This is a genomic window from Caballeronia sp. INML1 (genome assembly GCF_023631085.1).
Taxonomy (GTDB): domain Bacteria; phylum Pseudomonadota; class Gammaproteobacteria; order Burkholderiales; family Burkholderiaceae; genus Caballeronia; species Caballeronia turbans.
Genome location: NZ_JALQDT010000093.1, coordinates 1 through 3276, shown reverse-complemented (window position 1 = coordinate 3276; position 3276 = coordinate 1). Strand labels below are relative to the sequence as shown.

Genomic DNA, 3276 nt, shown 5'->3' with positions numbered 1-3276 from the left:
AAAAAACCAAGGCCCGAATACCGGAACATCGGACTCGGCCAACTCGCGAAGTACCGCTTGCCGCTGGCAGGAAAGGTATCGATCCTGCATCGCATAAGCGGCTTGCTGCTGTTCGTGTGTCTGCCGTTCATTCTGTATCTGCTCGATCAGAGCCTCACGTCAGAGATCTCGTTCGACGCGTTCAAGGGCTTTCTCGCCAACCCGATCGTCAAGATCGTCACGCTCGTGCTGTCGTGGGCATATCTGCATCACTTCTTCGCGGGCATTCGCTTTCTGCTGCTCGACACCCACGTCGCGGTCAATAAGGAAGGCGGCAAGCAGACCGCGCTCATCGTGCTGATCGTTTCGCTGTTGCTCACGCTCGCGATGGCCCTCAAGATCTTCGGAGTGTTTTAAACATGGCAACGCAAAATCGGGTCGGCCCCAAGCGCCTGGTCGTGGGCGCGCACTACGGTCTGCGCGACTGGCTCGCGCAGCGCATCACCGCGGTCGTGATGGCTGTCTACACCGTCATTCTGCTGTTCTGGTTCTTCGGCGCGCACAACTTCTCCTATGAAGGCTGGGCGGGCATCTTCGCGACGCAGTGGATGAAGCTCGCGACTTTCGTAGCCTTGCTTTGCCTGTTCTATCACGCGTGGGTCGGCATTCGCGACATCTGGATGGACTATGTCAAGCCGATGGGCGTGCGCCTGCTGCTGCAGGTGCTGACCATCCTGTGGCTGATCGGATGCGCCGGCTACGCTGCACAGATTCTCTGGAGAGTTTAAAGAACATGGCTGCAATCAAGACTTCCCTGCCGCGTCGTCGCTTTGACGTGGTCATCGTCGGCGCGGGCGGCTCGGGCATGCGCGCATCGCTGCAACTCGCGCGCGCGGGTTTGTCGGTGGCGGTGCTGTCCAAAGTGTTTCCGACGCGCTCGCATACGGTGGCGGCACAAGGCGGCATCGGCGCTTCGCTTGGCAACATGAGCGAAGACAACTGGCACTATCACTTCTACGACACCATCAAGGGCTCCGACTGGCTCGGCGACCAGGACGCGATCGAGTTCATGTGCCGCGAAGCGCCCCATGCGGTGTACGAGCTCGAACACATGGGCATGCCGTTCGACCGCAATCCGGACGGCACGATCTATCAGCGCCCGTTCGGCGGCCACACCGCGAACTACGGCGAGAAGCCGGTGCAGCGCGCGTGTGCCGCGGCCGACCGTACGGGTCACGCATTGCTGCACACGCTGTATCAGCAGAACGTCGCGGCTAAAACGCACTTCTTCGTCGAATGGATGGCGCTGGATCTGATCCGCGACGCCGACGGCGATGTGCTCGGGGTGACCGCGCTCGAAATGGAAACGGGCGACGTCTACATCCTCGAAGGCAAGACGACGCTGTTCGCCACGGGTGGTGCGGGGCGCATCTTCGCGGCATCGACGAATGCGTTCATCAATACGGGCGACGGCCTCGGCATGGCCGCGCGTTCGGGCATCGCGCTGCAGGACATGGAGTTCTGGCAGTTCCATCCGACGGGCGTGGCGGGCGCGGGCGTGCTGATCACCGAAGGCGTGCGCGGCGAAGGCGGCATTCTGCGTAACGCCAACGGCGATCGTTTCATGGAGCGCTATGCGCCGACGCTGAAGGATCTGGCGCCGCGCGACTTCGTTTCGCGCTCGATGGACCAGGAGATCAAGGAAGGCCGCGGCGTGGGTCCGAACAAGGATCACGTGCTGCTGGACCTGTCGCACATCGGCGCCGAGACGATCATGAAGCGCCTGCCGTCGATTCGCGAGATCGCGCTGAAGTTCGCCAACGTCGACTGCATCAAGGAGCCGATTCCGGTCGTGCCGACCATCCACTATCAGATGGGCGGTATTCCGACGAACATGCACGGCCAGGTCGTGGGTACGGCCAAGGGCTATGACGATCCGGTCAACGGCTTCTACGCGGTGGGCGAATGCTCGTGCGTTTCGGTGCATGGCGCGAACCGTCTGGGCACGAACTCGCTGCTCGATCTGGTCGTGTTCGGCCGCGCGGCGGGCAATCACATCATCAAGCACGCGAAGGAATTGAAAGAGCACAAGCCGCTGCCGGCCGATGCCGCCGACTTCGCGATGGAACGCCTCGCGGTGCTGGAAAAATCGACCTCGGGCGAATACACGCAGAACATCGCCAACGACATCCGCGCGTCGATGCAGGCGCACGCGGGCGTGTTCCGCACCTCGAAGCTGCTCGAAGAAGGGGTGGGCAAGATCGGCGAACTCGCCGAGCGCGTGAAGCATGTGCATCTGAAGGACAAGTCGAAGGTGTTCAACACGGCCAAGGTCGAGGCGCTGGAGCTGGCGAACCTGATCGAAGTGGCGCGCGCGACGATGGTGTCGGCCGAAGCGCGCAAGGAAAGCCGCGGCGCGCACGCGCACAGCGACTACGAGCATCGCGACGACGAGAACTGGATGCGTCACACGCTGTGGTTCAGCGAGGGCGATCGCCTGGATTACAAGCCGGTGCAGATGAAGCCGCTGACGGTCGAATCGGTGCCGCCGAAGGCGCGTACCTTCTAAGGCACAGAGCGCAAGGAAGAATCGAAATGGCAAAGAGAATTTTTGAAGTCTATCGCTACGATCCGGACAAGGACGCGGCGCCGCGCATGCAGACGTACGAGCTCGAGCTGGAGCACGAGCGCATGCTGCTGGACGCGCTGGTGAAGCTGAAGGCGGTCGACGAGACGCTGTCGTTCCGTCGCTCGTGCCGCGAAGGCGTGTGCGGCTCGGATGCGATGAACATCAACGGCAAGAACGGGCTCGCGTGTCTGACGAATCTGAATGAATTGCCGCAGCGAATCGTGCTGCGTCCGCTGCCGGGTCTGCCGGTGGTGCGCGACCTGATTTGCGACTTCACGCAGTTCTTCAACCAGTATCATTCGATCAAGCCGTATCTGATCAACGATACGCCGCCGCCCGAGAAAGAACGCCTGCAATCGCCGGTGGAGCGCGACGAACTGGATGGACTCTACGAGTGCATTCTGTGCGCGAGCTGCTCGACGTCGTGCCCGAGCTTCTGGTGGAACCCGGACAAGTTCGTGGGCCCGGCGGGCTTGCTGCAAGCCTATCGCTTCATCGCGGACAGCCGCGATCAGGCGACGGGCGAACGCCTGGACAACCTGGAAGATCCGTATCGTCTGTTCCGTTGCCATACGATCATGAATTGCGTCGACGTGTGCCCCAAGGGGCTCAATCCGACCAAGGCGATCGGCAAGATCAAGGAATTGATGGTGCGCCGCGCTGTCTGA

At 61.8% G+C, this 3276-nt stretch carries 4 protein-coding genes; all 4 read left to right on the top strand.

What is annotated here, in order from left to right; genetic code table 11:
- A partial coding sequence (sdhC, locus tag NCR38_RS33925) for a succinate dehydrogenase, cytochrome b556 subunit (RefSeq protein WP_143756467.1) occupies nucleotides 1-396 on the top strand: 396 nt, incomplete at its 5' end.
- 2 nt (nucleotides 397-398) lie between these two features.
- Nucleotides 399-767, top strand: coding sequence for a succinate dehydrogenase, hydrophobic membrane anchor protein (gene sdhD / locus NCR38_RS33920; protein ID WP_061122007.1), 369 nt, complete (start codon nucleotides 399-401; stop codon nucleotides 765-767).
- Nucleotides 768-772: 5 nt separating this feature from the next.
- Nucleotides 773-2548 carry a succinate dehydrogenase flavoprotein subunit gene (gene sdhA, locus NCR38_RS33915; protein WP_061122008.1) on the top strand — a complete coding sequence of 592 codons (1776 nt, stop codon included), beginning with the start codon at nucleotides 773-775 and terminating at the stop codon, nucleotides 2546-2548.
- 26 nt (nucleotides 2549-2574) lie between these two features.
- The gene (locus tag NCR38_RS33910) at nucleotides 2575-3276 is read left to right on the top strand and encodes a succinate dehydrogenase iron-sulfur subunit (protein ID WP_061122009.1); all 702 of its coding nucleotides are present in this window, start codon (nucleotides 2575-2577) and stop codon (nucleotides 3274-3276) included.